The organism is Brumimicrobium salinarum (genome assembly GCF_002844555.1).
Taxonomy (GTDB): Bacteria; Bacteroidota; Bacteroidia; order Flavobacteriales_D; family Crocinitomicaceae; genus Brumimicrobium; species Brumimicrobium salinarum.
Window position 1 is genome coordinate 29,799 of the sequence record NZ_PJNI01000014.1, and the last position, 25,774, is coordinate 55,572.

General features: G+C 33.6%; 19 protein-coding genes. 11 read left to right on the forward strand and 8 right to left on the reverse strand.

Annotation, left to right across the window (positions count from 1 at the left end; genetic code table 11):
- Window positions 1-9 precede the first annotated feature (9 nt).
- From CW751_RS11830 to CW751_RS15725, 4 genes are read right to left on the reverse strand one after another with little or no spacing between them, the layout of a single operon-like run.
- Window positions 10-2,163, reverse strand: a complete 2,154-nt coding sequence (locus CW751_RS11830; RefSeq protein WP_101335243.1) for a 7TM diverse intracellular signaling domain-containing protein — start codon at window positions 2,161-2,163, stop codon at window positions 10-12.
- A gap of 33 nt (window positions 2,164-2,196) precedes the next feature.
- A complete protein-coding gene (locus CW751_RS11835; RefSeq protein ID WP_101335244.1) occupies window positions 2,197-4,341 on the reverse strand; it encodes a 7TM diverse intracellular signaling domain-containing protein in 2,145 nt (714 codons plus the stop codon).
- A complete protein-coding gene (locus CW751_RS15720; protein ID WP_240612576.1) occupies window positions 4,328-5,125 on the reverse strand; it encodes a M20/M25/M40 family metallo-hydrolase in 798 nt (265 codons plus the stop codon). The genes CW751_RS11835 and CW751_RS15720 overlap by 14 nt, the downstream gene beginning before the upstream one ends.
- 2 nt (window positions 5,126-5,127) lie before the next feature.
- Entirely contained in the window at window positions 5,128-5,730 is a 603-nt protein-coding gene (locus CW751_RS15725; RefSeq protein WP_240612577.1) for a zinc-binding metallopeptidase family protein, read from the reverse strand.
- 141 nt (window positions 5,731-5,871) lie between these two features.
- Here CW751_RS15725 and CW751_RS11845 point away from each other — a divergent pair, with 141 nt between their 5' ends.
- From CW751_RS11845 to CW751_RS11865, 5 genes are all read left to right on the forward strand, one after another.
- Window positions 5,872-6,219, forward strand: coding sequence for a hypothetical protein (locus CW751_RS11845; protein WP_101335245.1), 348 nt, complete (start codon window positions 5,872-5,874; stop codon window positions 6,217-6,219).
- 207 nt (window positions 6,220-6,426) lie between these two features.
- Entirely contained in the window at window positions 6,427-8,595 is a 2,169-nt protein-coding gene (locus CW751_RS11850; RefSeq protein WP_101335246.1) for a T9SS type B sorting domain-containing protein, read from the forward strand.
- A gap of 12 nt (window positions 8,596-8,607) precedes the next feature.
- Entirely contained in the window at window positions 8,608-9,621 is a 1,014-nt protein-coding gene (locus CW751_RS11855) for a PorP/SprF family type IX secretion system membrane protein (RefSeq protein ID WP_165779302.1), read from the forward strand.
- A gap of 85 nt (window positions 9,622-9,706) precedes the next feature.
- Window positions 9,707-10,975 carry a GAF domain-containing protein gene (locus CW751_RS11860; RefSeq protein ID WP_165779303.1) on the forward strand — a complete coding sequence of 423 codons (1,269 nt, stop codon included), beginning with the start codon at window positions 9,707-9,709 and terminating at the stop codon, window positions 10,973-10,975.
- Window positions 10,976-11,101: 126 nt separating this feature from the next.
- Entirely contained in the window at window positions 11,102-12,424 is a 1,323-nt protein-coding gene (locus tag CW751_RS11865; RefSeq protein WP_101335249.1) for a 1-acyl-sn-glycerol-3-phosphate acyltransferase, read from the forward strand.
- On the opposite strand, the gene CW751_RS11870 is transcribed toward CW751_RS11865, so the two are convergent.
- Genes CW751_RS11870 through hpt form a run of 4 tightly spaced genes read right to left on the reverse strand, consistent with a single transcriptional unit; the run spans window position 12,421 to window position 15,125 of the window.
- A complete protein-coding gene (locus CW751_RS11870) occupies window positions 12,421-13,005 on the reverse strand; it encodes a phosphatase PAP2 family protein (RefSeq protein WP_101335250.1) in 585 nt (194 codons plus the stop codon). The two genes, CW751_RS11865 and CW751_RS11870, sit on opposite strands and share 4 nt — an antisense overlap.
- Entirely contained in the window at window positions 12,998-13,999 is a 1,002-nt protein-coding gene (gene obgE / locus CW751_RS11875) for a GTPase ObgE (protein WP_101335251.1), read from the reverse strand. Before obgE ends, CW751_RS11870 begins: the two co-directional genes overlap by 8 nt.
- A 10-nt stretch (window positions 14,000-14,009) precedes the next feature.
- The gene (locus CW751_RS15930) at window positions 14,010-14,588 is read right to left on the reverse strand and encodes an adenylate kinase (RefSeq protein ID WP_101335252.1); all 579 of its coding nucleotides are present in this window, start codon (window positions 14,586-14,588) and stop codon (window positions 14,010-14,012) included.
- Between the two features lie 9 nt (window positions 14,589-14,597).
- Window positions 14,598-15,125 (reverse strand): hypoxanthine phosphoribosyltransferase, encoded by a 528-nt coding sequence (hpt, locus tag CW751_RS15935; protein ID WP_317045815.1) that lies wholly within the window; start codon window positions 15,123-15,125, stop codon window positions 14,598-14,600.
- 134 nt (window positions 15,126-15,259) lie between these two features.
- Here hpt and CW751_RS11890 point away from each other — a divergent pair, with 134 nt between their 5' ends.
- The 6 genes from CW751_RS11890 to CW751_RS11915 all read left to right on the forward strand — a co-directional run bounded on the left by CW751_RS11890 (window position 15,260) and on the right by CW751_RS11915 (window position 25,742).
- Window positions 15,260-16,414, forward strand: coding sequence for a 5-(carboxyamino)imidazole ribonucleotide synthase (locus CW751_RS11890; protein WP_101335254.1), 1,155 nt, complete (start codon window positions 15,260-15,262; stop codon window positions 16,412-16,414).
- A 59-nt stretch (window positions 16,415-16,473) separates the two neighbouring features.
- Window positions 16,474-20,793, forward strand: a complete 4,320-nt coding sequence (locus CW751_RS11895; protein WP_101335255.1) for a PAS domain S-box protein — start codon at window positions 16,474-16,476, stop codon at window positions 20,791-20,793.
- Window positions 20,794-20,883: 90 nt separating this feature from the next.
- Window positions 20,884-22,164 carry a DUF2851 family protein gene (locus CW751_RS11900; RefSeq protein ID WP_101335256.1) on the forward strand — a complete coding sequence of 427 codons (1,281 nt, stop codon included), beginning with the start codon at window positions 20,884-20,886 and terminating at the stop codon, window positions 22,162-22,164.
- Window positions 22,164-22,400 carry a PspC family transcriptional regulator gene (locus tag CW751_RS11905; RefSeq protein WP_101335257.1) on the forward strand — a complete coding sequence of 79 codons (237 nt, stop codon included), beginning with the start codon at window positions 22,164-22,166 and terminating at the stop codon, window positions 22,398-22,400. The genes CW751_RS11900 and CW751_RS11905 overlap by 1 nt, the downstream gene beginning before the upstream one ends.
- A gap of 304 nt (window positions 22,401-22,704) precedes the next feature.
- Entirely contained in the window at window positions 22,705-24,801 is a 2,097-nt protein-coding gene (locus tag CW751_RS11910) for an alanine/glycine:cation symporter family protein (RefSeq protein WP_101335258.1), read from the forward strand.
- Window positions 24,802-24,806: 5 nt separating this feature from the next.
- Entirely contained in the window at window positions 24,807-25,742 is a 936-nt protein-coding gene (locus CW751_RS11915; RefSeq protein ID WP_101335259.1) for a ComEA family DNA-binding protein, read from the forward strand.
- The last annotated feature ends 32 nt before the right edge of the window (window positions 25,743-25,774 follow it).

Genomic DNA, 25,774 nt, shown 5'->3' on the forward strand with positions numbered 1-25,774 from the left:
GTTTGTGTCTTAAACTTCTACGCCCATTATAAGCACGTCATCGGCACTTTCTTTTTTATTCTTCCATCGATCATGCTCTAATTTTATAGCCTCTTTTTGTCTTTCTATAGATAGGTTTTGAACATTTAAGATTAATGTTATTAGTTCGTTTTTACTTATCTCGTTCTTGTCGTCTGTTTTATATGAAAACATACCTTCAGTAAAAGCGTAAATTCTGTCGTTTTGAAATAGTGGATATTCAAATGTATCATACTTTATGTTATTGTATTCAATGTTATGATCTATAGATTCAGTATTTCCCTTTACCTCAATTAGAATATGTTTATTGGAAGAAGGACGTGTATACACATTTATATTATCTTCAAATTCCATCCAACTTTTTAAATTCGACTTGTAGGTTACTATAAAAATAGAGCTGCCAGCTGCTGAGAAAAATAACTTGTTTTTCTGTTCGTTAATCCAACACAAGGAAAGATTAACTTTGCTATCTACAGAGCTATTTATACCTTCATCACGTCTATTGTTTAGGGAGATAGAAATAGCTTTATATAGCTGGTCAATAACCTCACCTGTTGAACGAATTTTATCATCCTCAATGATCTTTTTTAAGTGGTTATTGGTTAGGAAACTCATGAAAGCACCTGGGACGCCAGTTCTTGTACAATTTACAATCGCAAAAACGTTTAGAAGTCCGTTGATTTCGCATGACTTAGTGCTTGTGAAGTAAAAATCTCCGCTTACAATTTCTTTAGGTATAAATAATAGAAATGATTTGGGCAGAATTTCCAAAATGTAATCGTTCGCTGGTAGCATCGCTTTTTGAATACGATGGGCGTATTTTATGCTGTCAAGCATATTATTATTCTTACTTCCTAATAATTCTCCCTTTTTTCTTATGGCCCGAGTTCTTTCTTCTACTTTGGATTCTAGTTTTTCACGCATAGTATTTTGTGTCTCTATCTTTTCCAGTTGCACTTCTCTATATCTTTGAGCCATGGAAATACTTAGCGCTAAAACCTCTAGCGCAGAACTAACTTTTAAAGCCAATTCAGATACGCGTGCATCTTCAATTATACCTAAATTACCTAAAATAAATATTGCGGCACCAATTACAAGAATTACGAACCCAGTAAAAAATGCAGTGTTTACTTTATAACCATGCTTTTTGAGGTAAATAATTAAAATGATGATAGTAATTGAGGCAGTTAAACTTGCTAAATTAACTAACGGATAACATATAGCATGCATAATTCCTGGAAAGAAATTCATGATTACTATTGAGATCAGAACCAAAAAAATTGTTGATAAATAAATAGTCCAAGCGAGATTTAACTTCCTGATTTTTAAAAAGTAAAACCCGTATAATAATGCAAATCCCACAGTAAAAGAAGCGGAAAATATGACAGCAAGTCCAGATATATACAGTTGATTCGGTGCTAAAAATTGATGAAAGAATCCTTCCAAACTAAATTGTAACATTGATTGAAAGAACACATAGAAAATATAAAACAGATATGTTTTGTCTCTGAGTAGAATATAAAAGTAAAGAAAAAGCACAATGACAAAAGCCATTAATCCGAAATAAAACCCGTGAAAAATATTATTTCTTACGTCTATTTGATAAAAAGAAGTTTCTCTCCAAAAGATGAATGGAAAATTAATGAGTTCACCGTCACTTTCCATCACTAAATAAAAAGACTTGCTTTCTCCAGATTCGAAGTTGATAGGGAAAATATTTTTTCTATGCGGAAAAGCTTTTTCATCAAAATTTATATGATCTCCATTTTTCCATTCTTTTACGATTCTATTGTTTTTGACTTCGTATAAATCTACTCGATCCGTTATTGGACGAGCAGTTTCTAACATTACCTTGATGGCATCATCTGGATTATTTACAGTGAACTTTACAAACCAACGGGAAGACGTAAAATCGATAACTTCAAGAAAACGATTTATTTTTTTATAGGTGAGGGTGTCATTTTTTACAAGTTCAGATATATTTATTGAATTATCTGGATTTTCGTAAATATAAGCTTGATCTGCTACAGAATGATTGAGAACATTATCGTTTAAGATTATTTGAGAAAAGGAATTATTGATAAAAGAAAACATCCAACAAACATTCAAAACAATTAAGATGTTATGTAGTTTGTGTTTTTTCATTAGTTAGTTTCTTTGTTGATATTCTGTTAAATGCTATACCCTAACGCCCATAACAAGAACATCATCAAGCTTTTCTAAATCACCTTTCCATTTGCGGAACTCATGTCGTAATATTTTTCTTTGTTCAGCCATCGGTTTTTCACAAATGCTTAGTAAAAGTTTCTTGAATCGCTTTGAACCGAACTTTTTGTTCTTCGGCCCACCAAATTGATCAGGATATCCGTCGGAATATTGATAAATAACATCTCCTGTAAAAATCGGTAGTTCTATGGTTTTAAAATTGAAATTGTTTAAGCTGTCACCGTAACCTATAGCTTCTCTGTTGCCTTTGATTTCTATTAAGACAAAGTCATTATCAGGAGAGGTCTCAAGAACTTTTATATTTTTTTCTAAAGAAGACCAGTGTTTTAGATTTTCTTTTTTGGTGGCAATCTGTATGGCATTTTTCGCTCCTGAAAAATATAGTTTGTTCTTAGAGCGGTTCAATCCGCAGAGTGTTAAGTCCATTCCATCTCTGATTGTTACACCTGCCTCTTCGTATTCCTTTATTTTTAACGATTTGAAAATACCTTGATTTAAAAAGTCAAGAGCTTGACCTGTAGTATTTATTTCATCAATTTTAATACTCTGACTTAAAAAGTTATTTCCTAAAAAGCTCATAAAAGCACCAGGTACTCCATGCCCCGTACAATCAATAGCGCCGAATAATGAAAATTTTTCTCCGGATTTTGAAGTTACGTTTTCAACAAAATAAAAATCACCACTTACAATATCCCGAGGTTTGTAAAGAATAAATGAGTCTGGAATAACTGATTTTATATGTTTTTCCGTTGGTAGGATAGCATTTTGAATTCGCTCGGCATATTTAATACTGTCTAGCATATTTTTATTCTGTATTTCAAGCTCCTCACGTTTTTGTCGTAATTCTTTAGTTCTATCTTCTACTTGAATTTCAAGCGTTTCTAATGCTTCCTGTTGAATGTTTTCTTTTTCTTCTTGAAGTTCTTTGTAACGTTGTGCCATTGAGAGGCTTAGCGCTAAAATCTCTAGGCCTGAGCTTATTTTTAATGAAAGTTCAGAGATCATAGCGTCTCCAAAAATTCCTAGGTTACCTAAAATAAATATTGTAGAACCTACGATTAAAATAATAAAACCGAGTGAAAAAGCTTTGTTGACTTTGTAACCTTTTCGGTTTAGTGAAATAATTGCGATAATAATGGACACAGTTCCTACTAAACTTAAAAGATTAACTAAAGGATAAGCAAAAGCATGCGTTGGTCCTGGAATTAAACTCATGATAACAATCAGCAATAAGGCAAGTAAAATTCCATTAAAATATTTATTCCATTTCTTACTGCGTTGCTTAATTTTTAAAAAATTAGCAGCGTATAGAATGACGAAAATAACTGCACCAGCTGCTGAAAGTAGAACACTTATGCTTGAAAGGTAGACTGAATTCGGGAAAAAGAACTGATGGGTAAAGCCTTCTAAACTAAACTGAAGCATAAATTGAAATGCAACGTATAAAATATAATAGAGGAATGAGATTTCCTTTAAAATTATATAGAAAAAGAAAAATATAATAACAACAACGGCTAATACTCCAAAATAAAAACCGTGAAATAAATTATTGCTGTAATCATCAATATAAAAACTTCTTTGTTCCCAAAAAGTAAGTGGAAGGTTAATCATTTCTCCATCACTTTCCAATACTAAGTAGAAATGTTTGGTTTCATTTTTTTCAAAGTCAATCGGAAAAATATTCTTCCTGTGTTTAACTGTTTTGTCAGCAAAAGGCATGAAGTCTCCGCTTTTCCATGTATTTACAATTTCTTTATTCTTTACCTCATAGAGATTTACTTTATCCGTGATTGGACGACCAGTTTCTAAAGCTAATTTTTTTGCACTAAATGGATTACGGGCATTGAATTTGACAATCCATCGGGAAGAGGTGAAATCTATGGTTTCAATTGGCTTGTGTATGGAATCATATTTCAGCGTGTCATTTATTATCAGTTGCTCAATATTAATGACATAATCTTTGTCTTCGTATTTTAGAGCCTTGTTAGCAATACTCTTGTTCAAGAATGATTCATCAAGAATAATTTGTGTGTATGCACAATTGAAAAATACAATTGAGAATAAACCAAAAAGCAGTATGTGATTAATTAACTTCACTATAATATTTGTCTAATAAGTAAACCAAACTTGAGATTGCTGCTGCTCCTAGATGTAACTCTCTTTTGTTCACATTTTCAAAAACATCGTTGGCATTATGATGAAAATCGAAATATCGTTGGCTATCAGGAACGAATCCTATTAACCCAATATCTTTATATTCTTTTTTCAGTGGACCTATATCAACCCCACCATAGCCTTCTTCAAAATAGTGAACGAAATAGGGAGCGAATATTTTTTCAAAAGATTGGATTAACGCTAAATGTTTTGCTTTCCCATCCACAGAAAACCCACGTGGGGAAAACCCACCTCGATCACTCTCGATCGCTAAAATATGTTCTTCATTTTCTTTTTTAACTTTTTTGGCGTATGTTTTTCCTCCCATATTTCCATTTTCTTCATTCATGAAAAACACCACACGCAAGGTATGCTTTGGTTTATAATTTAATTCTTTAAGGATTCGCAGTGCTTCCATGGTATGAACAATTCCTGCACCATCATCATGTGCACCTTCACCAACATCCCATGAATCTAAATGCGCACCAATGGTAATAATTCTATTTGGATAGATATTTCCTGTTAACTCTGCAATAACATTATGAGATTTTTTTTCTGGAAGCACTTTGCAATCCATTTCAAAATGAAAGTTAACGTTTCCATTGTCTTTTTCCATTACCTCTTCTAATGCTGTAGCATCTTTTGTAGAAATTGCAGCTGCTGGAATTGCTTTGAGTCCTTCCTGATAATTCATTGTTCCGGTATGCGGATGTTCATGTTCGCTCAAACTTAATGAGCGTATAATAACAGCTTTAGCTCCTTTTTAGCAGCGTCAATTGCACCAAATCCTCTAATTGGATAGCAGGCTCCATAAGCTTTAAAGGTTGTAATCATCTTTTGATCCATAGGTTGTGAAATGAAAACAATCTTATCTTTAATTTCAGATGTTTCTGCTTGCAATAGTTCTTCTCTGTTTTTGAACATGACCAATTCGCCTTGCATAATTCCTTTTGTGGATACAGAACCTCCTAGCGCTAATAAATTTACTTTGTAAATAGATCCGTCTTCTCTTACGAAATAGCCGTTTTCCTTTGTACCTCTTTCCCAATGAGGAACCATTACTTCTTGTAAATAGACTTTGTCAAAACCATAAGCAGATAATTTTTGATATCCCCACTTTACCGCAAGTTCTGCACTCACTGATCCCGATAGTCTAGCGCCAATATCTTTACATAAACTTTTTAAATCTGTATAAGCTAATCCATTTTCTAAAGCTTCATTGTAAATGGTTTTTACCATCACACTGTCAGCATCAGAGTAGCGTGTTTGAGCTTGAAGGTTAAGTCCTAAAACTGTAAGAAGCGTTATAAAGAAATAAATTCTTTGTTTCATAAGAATGATTCAGTTTGAATCTTGAAAATTAATAAAAAAAACGAGTAACTGCGAAAATAATTTAGGCATCATCTATTATTTAGTCCATTTTTACAAGTAAGTTTATTAAATTTACACTTAAATTTTACAGCTTTGATTAAAATGAATCGATTTTTTACCTATGTGTTGTTAATTGTTTTAATACTAACTTCTGCTTATGTTTTTATCTATTATTTAATGGCAGATAGCATTGGAGAGTTAAGAACTTTGCCTACCTCGTTTCTTATTGCTATTGTCTTTTATATACTCGCGCAATTAATTAAACGTTTTCTTCAAAAGAAAATGCCGTGGTATAATTGGTTGTATTACCTTGGGTTATTAGCGGTTATTATCCCTTTGCCCTTGTTCTCTGTTCAAGGAAACTGGGTGTTTAGTCTTACACGTTACGGTTCTTTGTTTTTAATGTTGCCACCTGTAATAGAACTCGTTCTATTGATCAGGAAAAAATAAGCAATTTTTTATAGTCTTACTTTTTGCAATGTAATTATTGATTCTTAGATGGTCAGTATCTTTTTTAAACCCCGTTTTTCAAGCTTTTACATAATATCTTCATTTTTTAATTAGAATTCTCTTCGTTGTTTTATAATTATCTCTTACTTTAGGGCTTAAATTATATTATAAAACTACTATTCTTATGAAAAGTAATTTAAAGAAAGAATGCATTTTGTTTTTTTGATGTTGATTACTTTCACAACACATGCTCAAATATTTTGGTCAGAAACCTTTGGTAGTGGATGTAACTCCGGTACAATTGCTAATGGTTACACAACCTCAAATGGCGAATGGCAGGTAGATGCGTTGCCGATGAATAATGGTGCAAACGCAAATATTTGGTATATAAGTGCAGAAGAGAATGGTGAAGGAATTGGTAATTGTGGAGCAGGATGTGGGAATAAACCTACACTCCATATTGGTAATAATTCAATTGATGATGGAGCGAAATATTCAACTGCATCAACAGCGAATACTGAAGCAAGAGCTATATCACCAATTATTAACGCATCAAATTATTGTTCCATTTCTCTAACCTTTGAATATTTAGAATTTGGAGACGGTACGAATGATAACTTAACAGTTTGGTATTTTGACGGTTCCACATGGAGCCTTTTAGAAGATCCTCCAAAAACAACAATTGGGAGTTGTAGTCCAAACGGGCTCTGGGAGTCCCGCACGGTTAATCTACCTGCTTCGGCAGACAACAATCCAAATGTACAAATCGGGTTTCAATGGGAAAATAACGGAGATGGAGTAGGGACAAATCCGTCATCAGCGATTTATAATATTCAGTTATCTTCAGGAGACGTTACAGCCCCAATCATAGCATGTCCCAGCGATCAAACAGTAAATAACGGAACGGACTGTGCCTATCAGATCACGGACTTTAGTTCTTTAATTACCTATTCTGACGATTGCGGAACTGCCACTTTAACACAAACACCTGCAATAAATACAGAAATCGGTGTGGGAACGCATGTTGTAGAATACACAGCAGAAGATGCATCAGGAAACACTTCAACTTGTTCTTTTAATCTTGAAGTAATTGAAACCTTACCACCTACGATCACATGTCCATCCAATATTAGCTCATGTGATTCAATCGTAAATTACGACGACCCAATAGTTGTGGAGAATTGTACTGATTATACAATTACACAAATTGATGGTACAGGATACTCCTCTGGTATTGCTTTCCCGGTAGGAACAACCATACAGCAATATCAGGTTACTGATGGATCTGGAAACGTTGCATCATGTACTTTTGAAGTTGAAGTTTTAGTTAGTCCCGATAGTGCAATAATTATAAGTAATGACGAGGAGTTTTGTGAGACTTCTAGTGCAACAATTGAAGCCCAGCCAATTTCTAGTGGAACGGGTGAATGGAATGTAATATCAGGAAACGGAGTGTTAGATAATGCCTTATCACCATTAACAGATGTTAATAATCTATCGTATGGAGTAAATACTTTTGTTTGGACCGTTTCTACGCCTTCGTGCGGTTTAACTTCTGATACAGTTAATATATTTGTTTATGAAACACCTTCTCAAGCCAATACACAATCTAAGCTTACCTTGTGTAATGATACTTTGATAAATATTGTTGCAACAAATCCTATTGTTGGATCAGGATCTTGGTCTGACATAGATAGTTCGGCTCTTTTTACAAATTCGACGTCTCCTAATACGGTACTTTACAATCTTCAAGAAGGGATAAATGAAATTGTTTGGACGGTAAGTAATGGTGTTTGTGAAAGCAACTCAGATACAGTTCTTGTATTTAATAAAACCATTGCAAGAATTTACACGCCCGATACATCAGTTTGTATTTTGTCTGATGATTTTGAGATTCAAGGAAGTCCTGTTGTTGATGATGTTTCAGCAATATGGTATGTAATTTCTGGAACTGTTGATTTCGAAAATATCGGAAGTAGTTCACCAACAATTACCTATATCGATGCAGGAGAAAATCAGATTGTTTATGGACAAAACCATCCTGTTTGTGGAACAACTACCGATACGATAACGATAACTGGAGAGCAGTGTGAGACATACAACCCAATTATTCCCACAGTTATGACGCCAAATAATGATGGGAAAAATGATTTGTTTATTATTCAAAATTTAAATGCTGTTTTTCCTAATTCAGAGGTCGTGATTGTAAACCGATGGGGAAATGTAGTGTATGAGTCAACCGGATATGAAAGTCCATGGAATGGTACTTATATGAATGAAGGAAAAGAACTTGACGCAGGTACTTATTTTTATCGTATCGTTCTAAACGATGCTGAAAGAAATGAACTGTCAGGGTCAATAAGCATTATTAGATAAACGACTATGAAAATGAAACTTATAACGATTATTGGATTTTTGTTTTTTGCCTGGACAATCTTCGGCCAGCAAGAAGCTCAATTTACACAGTATTATTCAAATCCATATCTTTTTAATCCTGCATCGGGTGGTTTGAAAAAAATTATTGACATTGATTTAGGATATAGAAGACAATGGATTGGATTATCGGGAGCTCCACAAAGCTTCTATGCAACTGCACACACTGAAATAAGTTTTGACAAACGAAATACGGTGCTTAACGAACATAATTCGGAAGACGAGTCTATTTATGCAACGCCTACAAACAGTGTGGGAAAGAATAAACATGTTGTAGGGGGGAAGGTTTTTGCAGATCAGATTGGGCCTTTTCAAAAAATAAATGTAATGGCAAGTTACGCTTATCATTTACGTTTTACTCAAAAAACGATGCTTAGTTTTGGTGTGAATGCTGGTTATTCTAATTTTGGTATTAATCCCAATAAAGTTATTCTATTGGATAATGATGATTATAAATATGAAAACTTTTTATCGAGAAATTCCAATCAATCCATCTTTGATTTAGGCGCGGGCATGACTTTTTATGGAAAAGAATTCCAATTTGGCATTTCTAGTTCACAGTTACTCAATAATAATTTAAAACTTGGAGAGGTTGAGACATCTGCTCATTTTAGCTCTCATTTCTTTTTATATGGAATGTATAACTTTAATTTGGAAGATACAAAACTTAGTGTAGAACCTCATTTTATGACTCAGTTTGCAAGTGGTGCTCCAGCTTCTGTAAATATTGGTGCTCGACTCCATTATGATAAAAGATATTGGGTAAATGTTTCATACAGGTTGCAAGATGCAATAGCATTTGGTGTTGGGCTTAATTTTGCGAAAAATTTGCATTTAGGATATAGTTATGACGTAGCTATAGGTAAAGTTCAACGCCCAAATAATTATGTTCATGAGATTTCGTTAGGATTGATGTTTGGAAGTAAGAGTAGCAAAGAAAAAGACTTACAGGACGATGAAATGATGTGATTGGTCGAATAGTTATTAGATTTTTCACTTTATAGTGTGTATAGAATCAGTGTTTTAATTAATTTCATTGTCGTTCTACATGCTTATGAGTAAAAAAGAGATTCAAAATATCGACCTGAAGAACTTCAATGAAGGAGATGCCCAATCTTTTTTAATTGACGTCATTCATAAATTTAGTCAAGATATTATTGCTGCAGAAACTACTTCCGATATTTTTCATGTTCTTGTTAATGATGTTGCTAAACAAATGGCTCTGAAGGATTGTGTTTTATATAAAGTGAATCGCGAAATCAAACAAATTGAGCAAATTGCAACATATAGAGAAAATAAGTTCGAAGATGGTCAGATAAAAAATGCACTTACGCTTAATTTTGGAGAAGGACACGCTGGATTAGTTGCAGAAACAGGAAGCTCTTTGTTAATTAAAGATGTTTCAAAAAGTAAAAACTACAAGTTTGATGTTTCAATGGCTGGCTCAGAGCTGGTTATTCCTGTGAAGATTAATGATGAGGTTTATGCTGTTATTTCAAGTGAACACCCAGAACCGTATTTTTATACAGAGTATCATTTAAAATTATGGGATGTAATTGCTTCTATTGCTACAGGAGCGCTTGTGAAAATTCACAAAAAGGAGGAGCTCGTTAAAATCCAACACCGTTTAGAAGATCTATTAGACAAACAAAGTGAAGATTTAGACAAAGCAATTGAGATGCTTTCAGATCAATTTGCAAAGCTTAAGCAATACCGAGAAAAGCAAGAAACCTTGATGCAAGAAATACATCACCGGGTAACTAATAACTTACAAATTATCTCAAGTATTCTTAGGTTATACATGAGTAAAGATACTGTAGAAAGCGTAAATACACTCAACGCAATCCACAATAGAGTTCAAGTTATGGCACTCATACATCAGAATATATACAAAACGATGGAATCAGGAATGGTTGGTTTGAATTCTTATATGTCTGATCTCTTGAATTATTTAAAAAGTACCACTTCTCGGTTTGTAATCGGTACAGGATATGAAGTGGAAATTAATTTTTTAAGTATTGATGTTTTGGTCTCTTTTGGTCTTTATATCACAGAGGTTTTTTATATGTGGGTCGATTTGGCTGATCAGCATGGTTTAGAAGCTATTGAATTAAGGTTTGAAGTGCTTAAAACTAAAGATGAAAGATCCTTTGAGATTAATATTTATGATCAATCCAAAATTGCTTTGTTTGAGAATGTCGATTTTCATTCCACAGATGAAATGGGATGCATTCTCATATCTGCATTAACCGATCAATTAGAAGGTGAACTTAGTTATACTTACGAGAACCAAAATCGAATTCGATTGACAATTATGTCTTAGTTTGTATTTGGTTTAAAAGCAATAAACAGCGCAACCAATTCCTTTTTATCTTAATTTGACATGATGAATAATTATACAAAGATTAAATTTGTATTTTTGCCTTTTTAAATAATTATCACATCGGTTATGAGGCCATTATATTTTCTTTTAAAATTTACATTGAAAATTACGCTTTGGGTTTATTATCCACGATTTAAAAATATAAACCCTCCCAAGAAAAGGTTTTCACGTACTATTTTTATGTGTAACCACGCATCGTCATTTATGGACCCTCTAGTAATCGCGAGTTCACAGAAGCCAATTGTGTTTTTTATGACGCGATCTGATGTGTTTACTCCACTTTTAAAACCAATTCTTTGGGCTGCCCACATGCTGCCAATATATCGTAAACATGATGGAGAGGATACTAAAAAAAAGAATGAAGAAGTTTTTGAAAAATGTGCTAGCATCTTAAAATTCGGAAGAGGGTTAATTGTCTTTTCTGAAGGATTTACGGATGATGTTTTTGTGCGGCGACTAAAACCGGTTAAGAAGGGAGCGGTAAGAATTGGATTTTTAGCTTTAGAGCGCATTAATTGGAAAAAGAAAATTTACGTACAAGGCGTTGGTGTTAATTATTCCGATCCCAAAGTGCTGGGCAGTGATTGTTTAATTTCTAATGCAGAACCTGTATGTTTAAATGATTTTAAGGAAGCGTTTGAAGAAGATCCTAATAAAACCATTCATGAATTAACCATGCGACTTGAGGAGGATATGAGAAATCAAATAACTGATGTTAGAGACCTCGATTTTACTGATTTCCATGAGCATGTGATGCGTTTAACACGAAAGGGAATGCACAATAAAGATGCTGATAAATCTAAAACATTAATAGCCAGGTGGAAGTACTCTAAACGACTTGCGGACTGGATGAATGAAAGGGATTTAAAGGAAAACACTCAGATTTTAAAGTTAAAGAATCGATTGTCACAATATTTTGATCGGCTTAATGAAGTACAAATTGAAGAACATATTTTATACAAAACGATTAGAAACAAAAGAAATAGAAGTCAAGAATTATTCTTTTTAATAACGCTTTCACCAATTGTAGTTGTTGGTTTGTTGCTTAACTACCTTCCTTATAAACTAATCAAAAATTTTGTTGAAAAATCCTTTAAAAGACCTGTGTTTTGGAGTAGCGTGAAGATGCTTTTAGGCGCCGTTGCAGTTTTTGTTTACAATTTAATTCTTGCGGTTTTAGTTGCCTTTATCTTCGATACTTCTTTGTTTCCTATCTTGTTAATAGGATTGTTTATAATCCCTCTTTCTGGTGTAATTACGAGAAATTGGTTTGATACATTAAGTGAGTTTAAGAAGTTGAAAAGGGCACAAAACTTGAATCACTCAGCCTTGGCTATGGAGAGGGATGAGTTGTTATCAACAATCTATAAATTAATACCCGTAGCTTAATTGTTATTGCGTATTTTCTTTTTGTAAAACCAATGAAACAACAATGCAATAGAACTTCCCCATATTGCACCTCCAATGATGTCTGAAGGATAATGAACACCTAAATACATCCTGCTGTATGAAACTAAAATAGCCCAAAATATAAGTACAACTGAAATGTATTTGTATTTACTTTTTAGCTGTTGTATAAACATTACAGCAATCGCGAAAGAATTGGTTGCATGACCAGAGATAAAACCATATTGACCTCCTTTGTAAAATTCATTGGGTTTCATTTCATAAAATCGAAGTTGTTCTCCAAGCGTGAGGTGATGTGAAGGCCGATAACGCATAATAGTGTGTTTAAATCCAAAGTTAGCAGTGAAGTCAGCAATACCAACCGCTGCTAATCCAAAAACAGTAAACCATATTGCGTGTTTTAAGGAATATTTTCTGTACACTAAAACAAAAAGAAGAAGATAGAATGGAAACCAAATAAACTTTCCGCTCACTAACCACATAAATTCATCCAAAAATGGAGTGTGTGCACCGTTAATAGCAAGTAAAACTACTTGTTCTATTTCTTTAAGCCATTCAATCATTTTGTCGTTTGTTCAATGTCTCCCAAATTAAATCTTTAAGCGCTGAGAGGTTCTTTTGTGTTACTGCCGAGATAAAAAGTGTTTTAATTTTTGGAAGATCTTTTGCTATTTCTTGTTCAAGCTCATCATCAAGCATATCTGATTTCGTAATTACTAAAATCCTTTCCTTGTCAAGCAATTCAGGATTGTAGAGATTAAGTTCGTTAATAAGAACTTCATATTCTTTTTTAATATCATCACTGTCAGCAGGAATCATGAATAAAAGCGTAGCATTTCTTTCGATATGTCTTAAAAACCTAAGACCTAATCCTTTTCCTTCATGTGCTCCCTCTATTATCCCTGGGATATCTGCCATGATAAATGAACGATTATCTCTGTAGTTGACAATTCCTAAATTAGGTCTTAACGTTGTAAAGGCATAATTTGCAATTTCTGGTTTTGCAGCAGTTAAAACGGAAAGCAAAGTACTTTTTCCAGCGTTTGGAAAACCAACTAGTCCAATATCTGCCAAAACTTTTAATTCAAGAATGGACCAACCTTCTGTAAAGTCTTCACCCGGTTGAGCATAATCGGGTGATTGATTGGTAGAACTCTTAAAATGAGTGTTTCCTCTTCCTCCTTTACCACCTTTTCGCAATATTTTTTCTTCTCCATCTTTACTGATTTCGAATAAAATCTCATTGGTTTCTCCATCTCTTACGATGGTTCCGATTGGAACGTCAATATAAGCATCCTTACCTTCACCACCTGTTTTTTGCTGTCCTGATCCGGCTTTACCATGTTCTGCTTTGATATGTTTATGAAACTTTAAGTGAAGCAGTGTCCACATTTGGCTGTTTCCTCTAACAATTACATGACCTCCACGTCCGCCATCACCTCCATCAGGTCCACCTTTTGGAATGTGTCTTTCTCTTCGCATGTGGCGAGAACCTTGCCCACCTTTGCCAGAGCGTGTATGGATTTTAACGTAGTCAACAAAATTGTCTGAGGCCATAAATATATTTTTACGCAGTAAATTCTTGAATCGTTTTGATTATTTCGTTTGAAATATCTTCAATACTTCCCTTACCATTAATCAAATGCAGTTTGTTTTGCTGTTTGTAGAATGCTTTTACTGGTGCAGTTTCATTGTTGTAAACAGCAATTCGTTGCGCAATAATAGTTGGGTCTGCATCGTCTGTTCTTCCTGAATTAATAGCTCTTTTGCGTAAACGTTCTTTGAGCTCTTCTTCTGGAACTTCAAGTGCAATCATTCCTGCAACTTTTGTTTCTTTTTCTGCAAGATAGTTGTTTAAAGCTTCTGCTTGTACTTTTGTTCGTGGAAATCCATCAAATATAAATCCCTTAGGATCTTTGTAACCGTCAACTTCAGATTTGAGCATGTCGATAGTAACTTCATCTGGAACTAGCTGACCTTTATCAATGTAAGATTTAGCTAGTTGTCCTAACTCAGTTTCATTTTTTATATTTGCGCGGAATATATCTCCAGTCGATAAATGGATGAGTCCAAATTCTTTTATGATATTTGAGGATTGTGTACCTTTTCCTGCCCCTGGAGGGCCAAATAATACTAGATTTAACATATTGTATTTTTATTCTATAATTTGATATATATCACGTGTATTTCTGCCTTCCTCAAGATAATCCAATCCATACCCAACAATAAATTTGTTCGGAATTTCTAAACCAAAATATTTAGGAGGAATCTTTCCTTTAAAGGCAGTCGGTTTGTAGAGTAATGTGGCAACCTGCACTGATTTTGGCGCATGGTGATCAATCATTGAATATATTTTACTCAACGTTAATCCAGAATCAACAATGTCCTCTACAATAACAACGTGTTTATCTTTAATATCTGTGGTTAATCCAATTAATTCATGGACTTTCCCTGTACTTGAAACACCTTTGTAAGATTGTACTTTTACGAAAGATATTTCGCAAGGAAGATCTACTTCCTTCATTAAGTCGCTGGCAAACATAAAGGAACCGTTAAGCACACCAACAAAAACAACCTCTTCATTTTTATAATCTGAATTGATTTTTCCTGCAACTTCTTTTATTGCGTCTTGTATTTCTTTTTCTGAAATGTAGAGTTCAAACGATTTGTCTTTAATTTGCACTGTAATATGAATTTAATTCGTTGCAAAGATAATATTTTAAATGCATTTTTTTGTATGTAAACTTTTTTATGAATGTTATTGTTTCCTGTTTAATGCTTCTTTATCTTCGCAATGATTTTCAATAAATAGAAAACATGAGAAATAAATGGTATGGTGAAGGTTTTAAATTAGGTGTTTTGGGCGGAGGTCAGCTCGGAAGAATGCTTATTCAATCAGCAATAAATTATGATGTTCATGTATATGTAATGGACGGAAACGAATCTGCGCCATGTTCTCGCTTTGCTTATGAATTCACAAAAGGTGATATACAATCTTATGATGATGTTCTTCAGTTTGGTGCCGATAAAGATGTACTCACTGTTGAAATTGAACATATTAACGTTGATGCTTTGGAAGCGTTAGAAAAACAAGGCGTTAAGGTTTATCCTCAACCTCATGTATTGCGAATAATACAAGATAAAGGAAAACAAAAAATGTTTTATAAGAAACATAATATTCCAACAGCTTCGTTTGAATTAATTAATAATGCAAATGAATTATCTAATTACGCAAATCAACTCCCACTGATTCAAAAAATGAGAACGGGTGGCTATGATGGAAAAGGTGTTCAAGTCCTTAATAGTTCAGATGATTTGGCTAAGTCCTTTGATGCCCCCTCATTATTAGAAACAAAAATTGATTTCAAAAAGGAGCTCTCTGTAATTGTGGCAAGAAATGAAAAGGGTGAAATTAAATCTTTCCCTGTTGTCGAATGTGAGTTTAATGAAAAGTTGAATTTAGTGGAGTTTTTATTTAGTCCTGCAAACATATCTATGGAGCTGGAGAATAAAGCGAAATTAATAGCAGAAGACGTTATTCAAAAACTTGAAATGACTGGCTTGTTGGCTGTGGAGTTGTTTTTGACTCAAGACAATCAACTTTTGGTTAATGAAGTCGCACCACGTACTCACAATAGTGGACATCACACCATTGAATGTAATAAAACCTCTCAATTTGAACAGCACCTTAGAGCTATCATTGGATTGCCATTAGGAAGCACGGCTTTTGAGATCCCTGGAGTTATGGTAAATTTATTAGGAGAGCAAGGCTTTAATGGGTCAGCCTACTATCAAGGACTCGAACAAGTAATTGAGGAAGAAGGTGTGTATGTTCACCTGTATGGGAAAGAGCAAACCAAACCATATCGTAAAATGGGACACGTAACAGTTACCAATCAAGAGCTAGAGGCAGCTAAAGCAAAAGCTAGGAGATTGCAGGATGTTATAAAAGTAATTTCTAGTCAAGAATAGTGATAACTTCCATTAAAAATTCATATTTTTTTGTAGATTTATAATCTGTCTGTACTAATATGAAGCGATACAAGGTTATTTCTCTATTTGTTTTTTTTCTAATTTCAGTTTACTCTGTTGTTGGACAGATGTATACGTTCAGACATTATGGGCACAAAGATGGTCTAATTCTTTCGTCATTGTTAACAGCAGTCGAGGCTCCAAATGGGTTTATCTGGTTAGGAACCGATGGAGGTGGGATTGTAAAATTTGATGGTAAGAATTTTAAATACTTAAATCAACAACAGGGGCGAACTAATCGGCATGTTAGTAACATTTGCGTTGATAATAAACAACTATACTTCTCAACTATGTATAGGGGAGTATTTAAGTATCAGAATGATTCCATCTCAAAGGTAGATTATGTTCAACAATTTGGCAGGAATTTATTTTTCTCCAAAAAAAACAACACTTCTTTAGTTCTTCAGGATAGTGGTCTTAAGATATACAAGGACAGTTTACTCGTTGAAGAAAAGCTCTCCTACCCTTACAATAAAAAAACAAACTTTTATGGGAAATTCAGCTTCTTGGATAACTTCTTTGTTTTTAGTTCTAAAGGGAATTACATTGTTCAAGATCAAAAAATTACTAATATCTATGAATGGATTTTAACAGATGAGACGGTAACTTCAGATTTAGTAGCCGCATTTAAAAAAGGAGATAGCCTCGTTTTTATTGATAAATACTTAAGAAATGAAATTACTGTTTTATTAGAAGGTAGTAATCCACAGTTCTTCATTAAAAATAAAATCCAAGATTCTATTCTTAACTCCAATGAACATGTTGTAAGATGGGATAAGCGCGGTGATATGATGGTTTTTATAACCAGCCAAGGTAGAATAGTGAAAAGAGATCTTAAAAATCATGAATATACGCATATTCAACATAATTCTGATGAAGAGATAAGAAAGCCAACAGATATTTTAATTGATAAGAATCATGATATTTGGATAACGACTTTAATGAATGGTTTGTTCAGGATATCTTTAGAGCCCTTTACCATAATAAGAAATAATCCTGTCTTTCAAAATCCACTCATAATTTTTATAGGAGGAGTGGAGAACCGATTTGCCGCCATTTCAATATCAGGAGAAGGAACATACGTTACTGATGAAAGCCAAAAGGTTGATTTTAATTTAAATCCAGATATATATTGTGATTCTTACACATTTCATAATGATGAAACTTTGTTTGGTACAAACAAAGGGATTTATAAGTTGGAAAATAAAAAATTAAAACTTCATGGTGCTTTTCAGCATTTAGAAAATGAAAGAGTTACTTTGATTCATTCTATGCACGGTGAATTGTGGTATGCTATCGCGAGTAAAGGATTGTTTAAGAAAAATGATAAGACTGGAGAAGTTGAACATTTTAACAAGGCACCAGCTTATTTTTATAATATTCTAGTAAGTCCTGATTCGACTGCCTTGTTTTTTGGGACAAATAACGGTGTTTATAAATATAGTTACTCGGACGGTAGTATAAAAAGACTTAAAAGCAGCGTTAATGGGTTTGATTTAGGCTCTTATGTTGGTAACTCGACAATTGATGCCTATGGAACGATGTGGTTTAGTTTTGATAATGGGTTGTTTGGATTGACTAAAGCTGGAGATAAAGTTGCAATAACAGAGGAGATTTATTTGCCTTCTTTGTTAATCTACACCCTTAACTCAGACGCTTTTGGGAATTTGTTGGTTGGAACAAATAAAGGAGTGACTAACATTGAAGTAGATGAGAATGGAAGAGCTATTTCAAGTAATACTTACGACAAAAACAATGGTTTTTATGGTTATGAAACACACATGAGATCCGCTCATAAAACAGAAGATGGAACCATTTATTTGGGAACATTGGAAGGGTTAATAATGGTTAAACCTAAGTTTTTAAAAAAGAAAAATACGCCCAACAAGCCAGTAATCAACTCTTTTAAAAATAAAAACGTAGATAATTTGTTAAACACTGGAAAGCCAATAGTGCTTGACTCTGAAGATAATCTTTTATTGTTAGAGTTTTCGAGTGTTAATAGTAAGTCAAGTTTTGTTTCTTATAGTTATAGGCTAAAAGGCTTTCAAGAGAACTGGTCAAAGTGGTCTAAAGAAACAACGGCTTATTATAATGATTTACCCAGTGGAAAATACGAGTTTTTAGTTAGAGCATCTATAGATGGAGAAGGAGTTAGTGATACAACTGTTTTGCCATTTAAAATAGTAATTCCGTTTTATAAAAATAAATGGTTTATAATCAGTGTGATAGTCTTGCTCATCATCATAGGTATTGTTATTCTAGAACTAACAAGTAGCTTTAATAAAAACAATATTATTTTATCTCGAGATGTTGGTGCCGATAAGAAGACATCTTTAAATATGTTACTTGTAGGAGGATTGGTTAATCCAGCGGTACATTTATTTGCTCCAAGAATCGATGAGAGTATTGCATTCCATGATATTGGAGCTTTGATTTCAGGGGCTCTTTTATTGATTTTGTTTTGGATGGTGCTCACAACTGAGTTTGCCAAAAAACGAGCGAGTAACTTCTTGGTTACAGGATTTTTAATTTTACTTGCATATAATTTACTGTACATCTATCTTTCAGGAATTCATCCATTTTATATTATTGTTCTTTTACTGGTGTTCTTTGTCACACCTTTTGTTTTTAAAAGATTGCGCTCTGTTGTCGTATTGAGCCTATTATTAGGTGCGTTAAGTGTACTCATTATCTTCTTTGTTAAAGAACCTGTTTTTAATCAATATTTATTTGTTATGGCTATTGGTGTGATTGGTTTTCTAGCCATTTTTATGAGTTACATAAGAAATAATTCTTTTGAACATTTAATATTTACATCCGGCGTTGTCAATAATGGTAACGCTCTAGTAGTTGCTTTTAACACAAAGGGTAAAATTTCTTTTGCTAGTGAAAACATTGAACGTATTCTTGGATTATCTAAAGAATTGAAAGGTAAAGACATTTCTTACTTAAATCAGTTTTTACCGCATGATAATAAAGACAGGAGGTTTAGTAATATCGATCTAATTTCCCAATTTCAAGAAGGAGCTATATTCGTTACTCCTTTAATGACCTTTAATAATGAAGTAGTCTATTATCAATGGTCATGTAAAGAATTTTCGAAAGAAGTAAGGGTGATTCTTGGTCAGGATGTTACAGAAAAGATAAATCTTGAAAATTATTACGAACTTATTGTAAGAAATGCAGATGACTTAATCTTTCAAACTGATACGAATGGAAACTTTACTTTTGTGAACGATAAATGTGAATTCATTTTTGGGTTTAGCAAAGAAGAGTTGTTGCAAACATCTATTTATAGTTTTATAGATATTAATTATCAAGAAAAAGTACGTAAGTTTTTCTCAAATTGCCTAATTGATAGAAATAAAGGTGTTTATATTGAATTCCCCATTAAATCTGCTGATAATTCAGAGCGTTGGCTTGGTCTAAACTTGACAGCGATGGAAAAACCAGCAGCGGAGAATCTAATTATAGGGTTTCTTGGTTTAGCAAGAGATGTTACTGAAACACTTCGATCAAATAGGATTATAAAAGAACAAAATAAAGATATTACAGCGTCAATCAACTATGCGAGAAGAATTCAGTTCAATATGTTGCCACGTTCAACAGAATTCGATGATATTTTCGAAGAGAACTTTATCTTATATAAACCAAAAGATATCGTTTCAGGTGATTTTTACTGGTTAAACAATGTGAAAGATAAAACGATCCTTATTGTATCAGACTCAACAGGCCACGGAGTACCAGGTTCATTTATGACTTTACTCGGAATAAATATTTTAAATCAAATAATTCTTGAAGAAGAAATTACAGATCCTGGTGAAATTTTAAATCGTTTGGATAAATACCTGATGTATGTATTGCCTCGCGATGGACAAAATAAGATACAAGACGGTATGGAAACTGTTGTTTGTGTTTTTGATAATAATTCTGACCAGATGGAATATGCTTTTGCTGGCGGACGATTCGTGATAACTGATGAACAAAACGATAAACTGAAAGTAGTTAAGGGCCAAATGAAACATATAGGCGACGAGGCTGTGGAGGATAAGTTTACATATACCACCCATAATATGACCCTAACAAAAATGCAAACGCTTTATATTTTTACGGATGGGTATCCAGATCAGTTTGGTGGTGAAAAGAATAAAAAATTAACTATTAAGAAATTCCTAGCCCTGATTGATGCTATATCACCACAGTATTTAGCAGAGCAAAATAAAATTCTTCAAGAACACCTTGGTGAGTGGATGGGTGATATTCCTCAAACAGACGACATCACTGTGGTGGCTGTTCGAGGATTAATTGACAAATAAAAGAGCTCATAAACATCATTTTTTTAGATCGAAATTTGTAAATAATTGAATATTTTTCTTATCTTTAATTGTAAATTAACCATCTAAATCATGCAAGAAGAGTATTTACATTACGTATGGCGTATGAAACGTCTTGACTTTAATAAACTTTATTTATCCAATTCTTCTCATTCCAAAGTTCATGTAAAAGAAATAGGTTGGTATAATCTAGATGCAGGTCCAGATTTTTTTAATGGAACGGTGGATATTGATGGGATTTTGTGGTCAGGAAATATTGAAATGCATATTAACTCATCAGATTGGTATGCGCATAAACATCACCTAGATCCAGCTTATGATAACGTAGTTTTGCATGTTGTGTATAACCATGATCAGGAAGTTTATGTAGATGATAGAGCTTTGCCCACCATAGAGTTAAAACATTTAATTGATGAGCAACACCTTTCACTTTATGAATCTATAGCTAAGGCTGACTTTCGTGTTCCTTGTTATGCGCATGTTCCAAAGTTAAAGTTTTCTTTACTTCAGCAAATTAATGTTTCTTTTGTTCATCGTATTGAGCGTAAGGGTTTAGCATTACTTCAAGATGTTAGTGAAGTAAGTAAAAATAAAGGGGGTTTGTTTATGGCTGCATTATTTAAGGCTGTGGGAGGAAGAACGAACAAGCTTCCAATGTTGGAACTCGCTCAACTGATTCCGTTGAATGTCTTCTACAAAGAAAAATGGGACCTCACACGGTTAGAAGCACTTTTGTATGGTTGTGCCGGAATGTTAAATGATGATATTAAAGATCCTTATTATTTAGAGCTTGTTCAGCAGTGGAATTTAATCAAAAACAAACATCAACTACAAGAAATGAGAAAGACAGCTTGGAAATATAGTGGAATGCGGCCACCAAGTTTCCCGACTTTTTTAATTGCTCAACTTGCAGCAATATTTTACCAACTTGATTATTCAGATTTAAACCTATCAAGTTCAGAACAAATAATTAGCAAGATATCGAATATGGATTCGGGATGTATTAATAGTTATTGGAAGAACCATTATGTTTTTGGTAAAATTTCTAGGTCTATTAGGGCATTAAAGTTTTCGCCTATTTTAAAAAACAATCTTATAATCAATGGAATTGTTCCGTATTTGCTTGCACTTAAACATCATGAAAGTGTTTTTTCGTATTCAGATACTGCAATAGCTTTATTAGAATCTTACCCTGCAGAGCAAAATAAAGTTACTAAATATTGGGGGAAGTTAGGTTTTTTGGCTCAAAATGCCTTAGAAAGTCAAGGATTATTGGAATTAAATAATGAATTTTGTAAATTTAACAAATGTCTCTCATGTAAGGTTGGTTGTGAAATTTTAGAAGGTAAATAATGAAAAAACTCATACAAAAAATTGTGTTCTTCTTCGAGATGCGTTCCTTTGGAGTAAGTGAATGGTGGGCAAAGAAGTTAGGTGTAAGGACTGCACGAGTAAGGTTGTTTTTTATTTACAGTTCATTCATAGCCTTGGGTTCACCATTGATTTTATATATTTTAATGGGTTTAACACTTGAATATAAGCACGTGTTTAAATTAAAGAAAAGACGAAAATCAATTTGGGAGCTTTAGTTTTTATAAAGAAACTTTGTTAAACTTGATTTGATTACAATTCACGCTACTCAAAATGCATGAATTTAATAAAAATATACTTTAAATATTGTATGTGATTTTTCTTTATGTTTAAGTGGTTTCTTTTATCTCGCACCAAACTGTTTTATTTTATATACCCTTTGGTTATGAGTTGTTTTGCATTACTAGACATAAAACTTTTAGTACATTCACAACAAGAATCACATAAAATTTATATTTTAGCAAAACTAGAAAACTAGAATTAACGCAAAAACGTTAATGTTTAAGCACCAAACAAATATTTATGAAATTAGCTAAGGTTGTATTTATCTTCTTTATGTTGTCAAATTTTCTTTATGGACAAGATGAAACAATAACAAATGATAATAGCTTATTTACAGCAGATATTGAGTTAGAAGACGTCTCACAAGCTATAGATGATATTTCAGTTAAAGTCACGCCTAAAGGTGGTAGGAAACCCTATAAGTACATTTGGAATAACGAAAATATCTCCATTTATAACAGCTCTTACACAGGTTGGTCTGAAGGAGATTCTGTTAAAGTTATTGTGATAGATGCAAATGACGATTCTGTTGAGGTTAAAGGTTATATCAAGCCAAATAGCTTTTCTGAGTATGTTAATAATGCCATGAAACCAGCTGTTGAGCACCTACAAAACATCTTGTTTGCTAGTGTTTGGTCTGATACCGTTTCAGTTGATGAATATGTGTTAAAAGCCCCTTTCGCATTAGATGCAGAAAAGAAAGATTATCGACTCAAAAAATGGGTGAAAAAGAACGGTGAAAAGGTTAAGCATTTGGAGGTAATCGCCATTTTAAAGGATGGTGATAGAGAGTTTCCGTTTTATGCGATAGGTGACGGTACCTTACAATATGGTAAACATGATGGAGAGATAATATCCAGCAATGATTTAGTGTATTTTACCAATAAACGAGGAAATAGATCAGAGAAGAAACTTGGAGTTATTAACTATGATTCACCTCAACCTTTTTATTTTAAAAATTTAACCAATAAGTCGCAAGGGATTCCCTTAATTGTTGTTTGGTTAGTATGTGGAGCTTTATTTTTTACTTTTAGAATGAAGTTTGTTCAATTCTGGGGGGTGCGTCATGCCATTGAGCTTGTTCAAGGAAAGTTTGATGATCCTACAAAAGAAGCTGGGGAAGTGACTCATTTTCAAGCGTTGGTTACTGCCTTGTCTGCAACTGTTGGGTTGGGTAATATCGCAGGAGTAGCTATCGCTATTAGTATGGGAGGACCTGGCGCAACGTTCTGGATGATTTTAGCAGGGTTGATAGGAATGGCTTCTAAGTTTGTTGAATGTACCCTAGGCGTAAAATATCGCCACATAAAAGAAGATGGAGAAGTTTTTGGAGGACCCATGTATTATTTGAGCCGTGGACTAAGTAGACGAGGTGGAGGGTTTAAGCAATTAGGTAAAATCTTAGCCATTTTATTCGCAATCTTATGTGTTGGTGGTTCTTTAGGCGGTGGCAATATGTTTCAAGCCAACCAAGCGTTTAATCAATTAGCCGAAATCCCAGGATGGGAAGGCTTTGCTGCTTATGGGTTGTATTTTGGAATAGCAATGGCTATTCTTGTTGGAGTGGTAATTATAGGAGGAATTAAAAGTATTGCTAAAGTTACCGATAAAATTGTTCCAGCAATGGTGGCTATTTATGTTATTTCTGCACTAACTATAATTGGATTTAACTACGATAATTTAGGACATGGATTCAATACTATTTTCACTGGAGCCTTTAGTCCCGATGCTATTTATGGTGGATTTATAGGGGTTTTGATATTAGGTTTCCAAAGAGCTGCCTTTTCGAATGAAGCAGGAGTTGGGTCAGCTCCAATCGCGCACTCAGCAGCGAAAACAGAAGAGCCGGTAAGTGAGGGGATTGTTGCTGTTTTAGAACCGTTTATCGATACGGTTGTGGTGTGTACAATGACTGCGCTTGTTATTATTTTCACAGGTTATGCTCAAGATCCTGAAGGATTGGAAGGCGCTGCTCTAACCTCTGCTGCTTTCTCTTCCTCTTTAGGAGATTGGTCTCTTTATGTATTGTCTTTTGCTGTTGTACTATTCGCATTTTCTACGATGATCTCTTGGTCTTATTATGGGTTAAAGGCATGGACTTACGTTTTTGGAGAAACAAAAACTGCAGGGTTGGTATATAAATCGATATTCTTGATATTTGTTGTCATAGGTTCTTCAGTTGGTTTAGGCGCTGTTATAGACTTTTCAGATTTAATGATTTTAGGAATGGCATTTCCAAATATACTTGGTTTACTGATAATGTCTGGAGAGGTGAAAAATGATATGATTGATTACTTTTCTCGAATAAAATCAGGTGCGATTAAGAAATTTAAATAAATATTTTGGCAAAAAATCAATGGGATAAAGAAAAAGTTCATTTTACAAAAAGAGCTAGGAGAGGACTTTTTGTTTTATTAATCCTTTTTATTCTTGTTGCTGTTTTTCCTCGTTTGTATTACAATTATATCTATACGCCTAAAGATTACAATGTTTCTTATATGGAATCTTTAAGGCCTAAAAACGAACAACAAGATACTACTGAAAAATACAATAGATATCAGCAGCCTTCAACAGCTTTTGACCCGAATACATACCTCTTGGAAGATTGGATGGAGATCGGTTTATCTGAGAAGCAGGCCAATTCAATTTTAAATTATTTGAAAAGTGGCGCAGTCCTAAAAGTGAAATCTGACGTTAAGAAACTATATGTTGTTGATGAAGAATTGTATGAAATTTTAGAGCCTAAAATTGACTTACCAGAAGCATTACCTTCAAATACAAATTATAAAGAAAAAGCGTTGAAAGCCAAAAAAGATAATCCATTGAATTTAGATTCTCTGAATTCATATGGTGAAGGAAATGACCCTGCTAAAGAAATGAAGCCGATATCTATAAATCTTGCATCAAAACAGGAGCTCATGGCTATATCAGGTATTGGTAAGTATACCGCAGATGAGATTATTAAAATGAGAGAAAATTATGGAGGTATAATCTCTCCCAATCAATTACTCGATATCTATAGGGTCGATCAAGAAAGATTGGATAAGATAACCCCGTATTTAATCTTTGATAAGTCCGAAGTTAATAAGTTAAATATCAATACCGCCTCGGAAGCACAATTGCGTAGACATCCACTAATAACAAGAGATATGGCCAAATCAATTGTTTTTTTTAGAGAAAATCACAGAAAGTATGAAGAGTTAAGTGGATTGTTGCTATCGCCATATATCGATAGGGAAAAGCTGAACGCCTTAACACCATATTTAAAAACTGAATAAATTTATATATCCTAAGGATTAAGATATAAAAT

Coding starts and splice junctions, on each gene's coding strand:
- CW751_RS11830 (WP_101335243.1), bottom strand. CDS start 2,163: ATGAAAAAACACAAACTACATAACATCTTAATTGTTTTGAATGTTTGT.
- CW751_RS15725 (WP_240612577.1), bottom strand. CDS start 5,730: ATGAAACAAAGAATTTATTTCTTTATAACGCTTCTTACAGTTTTAGGA.
- CW751_RS11845 (WP_101335245.1), top strand. CDS start 5,872: ATGAATCGATTTTTTACCTATGTGTTGTTAATTGTTTTAATACTAACT.
- CW751_RS11850 (WP_101335246.1), top strand. CDS start 6,427: ATGCATTTTGTTTTTTTGATGTTGATTACTTTCACAACACATGCTCAA.
- CW751_RS11855 (WP_165779302.1), top strand. CDS start 8,608: ATGAAACTTATAACGATTATTGGATTTTTGTTTTTTGCCTGGACAATC.
- CW751_RS11860 (WP_165779303.1), top strand. CDS start 9,707: ATGAGTAAAAAAGAGATTCAAAATATCGACCTGAAGAACTTCAATGAA.
- CW751_RS11865 (WP_101335249.1), top strand. CDS start 11,102: ATGAGGCCATTATATTTTCTTTTAAAATTTACATTGAAAATTACGCTT.
- CW751_RS11870 (WP_101335250.1), bottom strand. CDS start 13,005: ATGATTGAATGGCTTAAAGAAATAGAACAAGTAGTTTTACTTGCTATT.
- obgE (WP_101335251.1), bottom strand. CDS start 13,999: ATGGCCTCAGACAATTTTGTTGACTACGTTAAAATCCATACACGCTCT.
- CW751_RS15930 (WP_101335252.1), bottom strand. CDS start 14,588: ATGTTAAATCTAGTATTATTTGGCCCTCCAGGGGCAGGAAAAGGTACA.
- CW751_RS11890 (WP_101335254.1), top strand. CDS start 15,260: ATGAGAAATAAATGGTATGGTGAAGGTTTTAAATTAGGTGTTTTGGGC.
- CW751_RS11895 (WP_101335255.1), top strand. CDS start 16,474: ATGAAGCGATACAAGGTTATTTCTCTATTTGTTTTTTTTCTAATTTCA.
- CW751_RS11900 (WP_101335256.1), top strand. CDS start 20,884: ATGCAAGAAGAGTATTTACATTACGTATGGCGTATGAAACGTCTTGAC.
- CW751_RS11905 (WP_101335257.1), top strand. CDS start 22,164: ATGAAAAAACTCATACAAAAAATTGTGTTCTTCTTCGAGATGCGTTCC.
- CW751_RS11910 (WP_101335258.1), top strand. CDS start 22,705: ATGAAATTAGCTAAGGTTGTATTTATCTTCTTTATGTTGTCAAATTTT.